The sequence below is a fragment of the Nocardia sp. NPDC004860 genome (genome assembly GCF_040609015.1).
GTDB lineage: Bacteria > Actinomycetota > Actinomycetes > Mycobacteriales > Mycobacteriaceae > Nocardia.
The window spans coordinates 1-4,680 of record NZ_JBEXJI010000064.1; the positions used below are offsets into that span (position 1 = coordinate 1).

Consider the following 4,680-nt stretch of genomic DNA (forward strand, 5'->3'; position numbering starts at 1 on the left):
GCCCGCGCACGACCATGGATCTGGGGCCGACCAGCCCCGAAACCCCGAACCCTACGCCGCCGCTTTGTGTACCACCTTTGAGGAACGCAGCACTAACGCGATCGTCGGGATCGATCTGGCTGACCGCAAACAGATGGTCGTGGTCACCGATCATGATTCGAAAGTGCTGGCCCGCAGAACATTCCGATGCAGGGCGTGGGATCTGGGCGCCGCGCTGGATTGGGCGGGCGACCGGGCCGCCGCAGCCGGGTTCGAGGCAGTGACAGTGGCGTGTGAGCCGACCGGGCATCGATGGCGAGTGCTGGGCCAACTCGCTGCCGACTGTGGCCGCGCGTCAACCGTTTCGCTGCCGCACCTGGGTGGCGGCGCTGCGGGTGATCTGCGACCGCGACAACGGGGATTTGGCCCACTCCCGTCGCCTTGGCGCGGCCCGCCTCGAGCGGGTGGTCCGCCGCGAGATCACCCGCGCCGGCGGGCAGAAACAGTCACTGCGGATCATGCCGAATCTGTTTGCTGCCCTGCATGATTCGGCCGGAGTGCTCACCCATCGACGCGGCGCGCTCGAACGCGTGCACCTGCTGCTGGAGGATTGGGCTGAGAACAAGCGACGCCTCCTCGACACCGAAACTCGGATGGTTGGGGTGCTCGACGAACTCGAGCTGACCGCGCTCGTCACCTCCATTGCCGGGCTCTCAGCCGTCGGGGCCGCGGCAATCCTCGCCGAAACCGGTGATCCGGCACGGTTTCCCACAGCTCGCTCCGTGGTCAAGCACGCCGGTCTGGCACCGCGGGAGAAGCTGTCCGGCACGTTCTGCGGCCGCACCAGACTCACCGGCCAGGGCCGAGCGAGTATCCGTCTCGCTGCCCGGCGCGCGGTCTTCGCGGCCCGCCACTGCAACCCTGTCTACGCTGCCCGTTACCAGCACTTGACCAGTCGCGAAGCCAACAGACTCACTTCTGACCAGGCCCAAGCCGCAATCGCGGCAGCACTTCTGCGGCATCTGCACGCAGTCATCCGCACACGCCGACCCTGGGACCCGCACGTCGCCACGCACGGCACGACCGCGGCACCCACCACGATCTCGGCAGCCGCCTGACCGGCGGTCGTCGAGCGGTCGGTCGGGGCAAGCCCAACTCGGCATCGAGACATCCCCCTGATCTCGCCCATAATCACGGGCAGCCCCGTCCGTCGTCACCTCAACCCGATTACACGCTGCAGGGTCCAACCCCATTACCGCTATGCCGGGACGACGACGGACGGGGTACCGACCAAACTGCTTGACACAAAACGCCTTACGCTGATTACGGAAGTATCGATCACTCTGAGCTTACAGTTTAACCTTCGTGGCCGGTGGTGTGACCCCGGTTGATCATGCAAGCAGCCCTTGTCTGATGATTGCTGTTGCGACACAAGCAATTTCATACAAGTGCTGCGGTGATAAGTATGACCGACGGTGGGATGAAAACGATTTCCTGCTCTCCGAGCGTGACCGGAACCGCGGGCGTGGTCCGCTCAGCCACCCACCGTGAAACCGATGATGAGCATCGACACGATCACGATCCACCCATCGAAGGCGAGACGCAATACGGCCGGGGCATCCCGCAACTCCATGAAATACCGGCCGACGAAGTGAATCTTCGTGCCCGCGAGGGTCATGACGACGGCGCTGACCCACATATCCGTGCCGAGCCCTCCTTCGGCCAGCGCGGAGGACACGGCGGTGAGCAGCAGCAGCCCGGCGAAAACCATTGTCGTGGTGCGATTCCGGGCACGGTGCCGCACAGCGCCGGGTGCCGTCACATCAGATACAGCAGCGGAAACAGGACTATCCATAGAATATCCACCAAGTGCCAGTAGGACGCGCAGCCTTCCGTGACAGCGACGGTTGGCGTACGCGTGGGCGTACGGGTTCGACGCCACAGGAACAGCAGCAGCGACATCCCGATGATCAGATGCACCGCGTGAATCCCCGTCAGGACATAGAAATACATCAAGAAGTCGTTCGTCATGGGCGTCAGGCCGGCCGAGAGTTTCGAACTGTATTCGAAGAGTTTGTCAGCGAGAAAGACCAGCCCGCACAACAGCGCGAACAGGAAGTAGCGCGAGCCACGGACCGCGTCCCCACCGCGGACGTTCTTCACTGCCAGCGCCACCAACCAGGAACTGGTCAGGAGCAGAATGGTATTGGCAAGTCCGATACCGAAATTCAGCTCGTGTTGCGCCTGCGTGAACAGCTCCCGCTCGGATGCACGGGCGTGGGCGAAGACCCCGAAGAAGACCCCGAAGATGGTCATGTCCCCGAGGATGAGAACCCACAAACCCGCTTCGCCCGGCACGTGCCCCGATCGGGTGTGCTCATACGCCATGCTGCTCGGCTTCGCCGTCGATTCCTGCCACTTCCTCGTCGAGCACCGCCCGATAGCTCGCCCACGCCATGACCACCAGCCAGGCACCGAAGATGACGAAAGGGACCCAGAAGACCAGCACGCCGTGATACGCGAACGGTCCGGCCTTGAAGAAGGTCAGCAGTCCCACCGGGAGGAACAGCAGGCATTCCATCAGGTTGAAGTAACCCACCCAGCGGGGGAACACCGGCGCCGTCCCGGTGTCCGTGAGCGCGGCGATGGCGATGGCCACGCTCTGCACGACGAACGGGGTGAACGGCATGAACAGCATGATCCAGCCGAGATCGTGCAGCGCCTGGGTGATCTGCGGGTCGCGGTCGGGCCGGAAGGCCGCCGCGGTCAATGCGAGCATCGGGACGAGCAGAAACTGCCACGCCGCGATGCCGCCGCCGAGCTGGATGTACGCGAGGGTGGTCTGACGCGGCTTGATCCGGAGCATCTGCCTGGTGATCACCGCCACCAGCGGGCCCCACACGCCGAATCCGGTGAGCGCCAGCAGCAATCCGAAGCGGATCAGGACGGTGTGGTGCTGGTAGAACTGCGCGATCTGCTGCGGCGTGTCGTCGGCCGGCGGCGGCGGGATATAGCCCGCGATGGCCAGTCCGATGGCGAAGACCACCATTCCCACGGGAACACACGCCGCGCAGAAGAGCTCGATCCTCGTCCGCAATGTGCGTTGTGCCGATGTGGCTGAAAGCTGGCTCATTGAGTCTCCCAAATCTATCGAGCCCCAATGGTCCAACCATATGGTCCATAGTCGCATCACCCCATTGAGGGGTATCGCAAGTCACAGAGGGTGATTTGGGGCGGGAACGGCCGCCCAGGCACTTGGAGCCACTATGGCCTGCCGGCAGGACAGTGAGCAGCACTCCTTGCGACGCTCTGGTGGTACGCAGCCGCGAAACCCGGAGTTCGCCGCTGATCCACACCGCGCATATGAGAAGTTGCGGCGTAGCCATCCTTCGCTGGTAGCAGTAGAGGTGGCTGCCGGCATGCCAGCGACCCTGATGATCGTTTATCGGGCAGCACTGCGAATACTGAGTGACCCGCACCGTAATCCGGCCGATCCGCGGGAGTGACAGTCCGAATGCATTGCTGTTGATGTCGACCGCGGAGTGATTTCGCGATCTGCCTCTCGGCGGGCGGCGTCGACCCGCGACGCGATCGAAGAGGTGCTGTTCGCCGATCCGCCGCTGGCTAACTCGTGTGCCCGTTTTCTGCGGCAGCCACAGATCGTCGACGACGTGTAGCTGCCGGTCGATCAACCGGTGATCATCAGTTCGACCGCGTGCGACAGCGACCCGGCAGTGCGGCGTCACCACACCGGCAACCAATCCCACCTGGCTTGGGGCGCAGGGCCGCAGACATGTCCTGCGCGGTCGATAGCCATGGTGATCGCGCAGGAAGCCCTCGACCAACTCCTCGACGCGCCATCGGAGATCAGGCTGGCCGCACCGGCCGAGCAGCTGCGGTGGTACCCCAGCGCCTTTCATCGCGCGCCCGCCGCGCTGCCGGTGTCCTTCCCACGCTCCCCACCGATTCCCCCCTGTGTTCGAAAGGAGGTGAATGCCGAGGCGCTTTCGGCTCGGGATTACTTCGGCTTCTGGGCATCTTTGACTGAGTTTCGGCGGATACGTGATACGCCATCTTTCATGCATTAATACGCATAGTTCCATGATTATATTTCAGATTTGATAGATCGCTGCAATCCAGCAGCCGACTCCGATCATCGCCGCCATGGGAAGCTAAGCAGCTCTCTGAACAGCAGGCGGCGCGTTCAGTGCGCTCGCCCATTGCTCGAAGGCCGTACTCCCCCGCGACATGGGCGAGGACTGGTCGCGGTCGTCGATGGCCGAGCGGACCGGGCTGTCGAAATCGACGGTGGGGCGGATCTGGCGGCGGTAATGGGATCGACCGTGCACGAGTTGCTCGCGCAGATCCTCGCGCGCTACGGCAGCATCGGCGCGACCGATGTTTCGAGAGCCTCGATCGCCGACGGTGACATCGCGATGCTCTGATCCCCTGCGGGTCGAACCCGACGCTGATCGGAGAGGACCCAGGTGTGTTCGTCGATACGGTGTTGGCGACGCTGCGAGCGAGCTGGCCCCGGGGCTGATCGGTGAGGAGCCGATGTCTGCGGGTTCTCGGCTCCCTTCGGGATCAGCGCTGGCTAGTTCTTGGCGCGCTGGTAAGCGTCGACGATCTCGGCCGGGATACGGCCGCGCGAGGAAACCTGGTGCCCCTGAGCGCGCGCCCATTCGCGGATCGCGGTGC

6 protein-coding genes are annotated in these 4,680 nt (G+C 64.0%); 2 read left to right on the forward strand and 4 right to left on the reverse strand.

The features are described 5' to 3' along the window. Nucleotides 1–272: 272 nt before the first annotated feature. Nucleotides 273–1,097: an IS110 family transposase gene (locus tag ABZV44_RS45465; RefSeq protein ID WP_354851611.1), complete on the forward strand. Its 825-nt coding sequence runs from the start codon at nucleotides 273–275 to the stop codon at nucleotides 1,095–1,097. Nucleotides 1,098–1,513: 416 nt separating this feature from the next. Here the strand turns inward: ABZV44_RS45465 and ABZV44_RS45470 are convergent, their stop codons facing one another. Genes ABZV44_RS45470 through ABZV44_RS45480 form a run of 3 tightly spaced genes read right to left on the reverse strand, consistent with a single transcriptional unit; the run spans nucleotide 1,514 to nucleotide 3,112 of the window. Then, nucleotides 1,514–1,750 (reverse strand): cytochrome C oxidase subunit IV family protein, encoded by a 237-nt coding sequence (locus ABZV44_RS45470; protein ID WP_354851613.1) that lies wholly within the window; start codon nucleotides 1,748–1,750, stop codon nucleotides 1,514–1,516. Nucleotides 1,751–1,797: 47 nt separating this feature from the next. Then, nucleotides 1,798–2,367, reverse strand: a complete 570-nt coding sequence (locus tag ABZV44_RS45475) for a cytochrome c oxidase subunit 3 (protein ID WP_354851616.1) — start codon at nucleotides 2,365–2,367, stop codon at nucleotides 1,798–1,800. Beyond that, nucleotides 2,357–3,112: a hypothetical protein gene (locus tag ABZV44_RS45480; RefSeq protein ID WP_354851619.1), complete on the reverse strand. Its 756-nt coding sequence runs from the start codon at nucleotides 3,110–3,112 to the stop codon at nucleotides 2,357–2,359. The genes ABZV44_RS45475 and ABZV44_RS45480 overlap by 11 nt, the downstream gene beginning before the upstream one ends. A gap of 682 nt (nucleotides 3,113–3,794) precedes the next feature. On the opposite strand from ABZV44_RS45480, the gene ABZV44_RS45485 reads away from it, so the two are divergent. After that, nucleotides 3,795–4,067, forward strand: a complete 273-nt coding sequence (locus tag ABZV44_RS45485) for a hypothetical protein (RefSeq protein WP_354851621.1) — start codon at nucleotides 3,795–3,797, stop codon at nucleotides 4,065–4,067. Nucleotides 4,068–4,576: 509 nt separating this feature from the next. Here the strand turns inward: ABZV44_RS45485 and ABZV44_RS45490 are convergent. After that, nucleotides 4,577–4,680: histone-like nucleoid-structuring protein Lsr2 (locus tag ABZV44_RS45490; protein WP_354851623.1), on the reverse strand; the 104-nt coding region annotated here is incomplete at its 5' end.

Bases quoted from the DNA above. Each gene is read 5' to 3' on its own strand.
- ABZV44_RS45485 (WP_354851621.1), top strand. From the start codon at position 3,795: ATGGTGATCGCGCAGGAAGCCCTCGACCAACTCCTCGACGCGCCATCG.
- ABZV44_RS45475 (WP_354851616.1), bottom strand. From the start codon at position 2,367: ATGGCGTATGAGCACACCCGATCGGGGCACGTGCCGGGCGAAGCGGGT.
- ABZV44_RS45470 (WP_354851613.1), bottom strand. From the start codon at position 1,750: ATGGTTTTCGCCGGGCTGCTGCTGCTCACCGCCGTGTCCTCCGCGCTG.
- ABZV44_RS45480 (WP_354851619.1), bottom strand. From the start codon at position 3,112: ATGAGCCAGCTTTCAGCCACATCGGCACAACGCACATTGCGGACGAGG.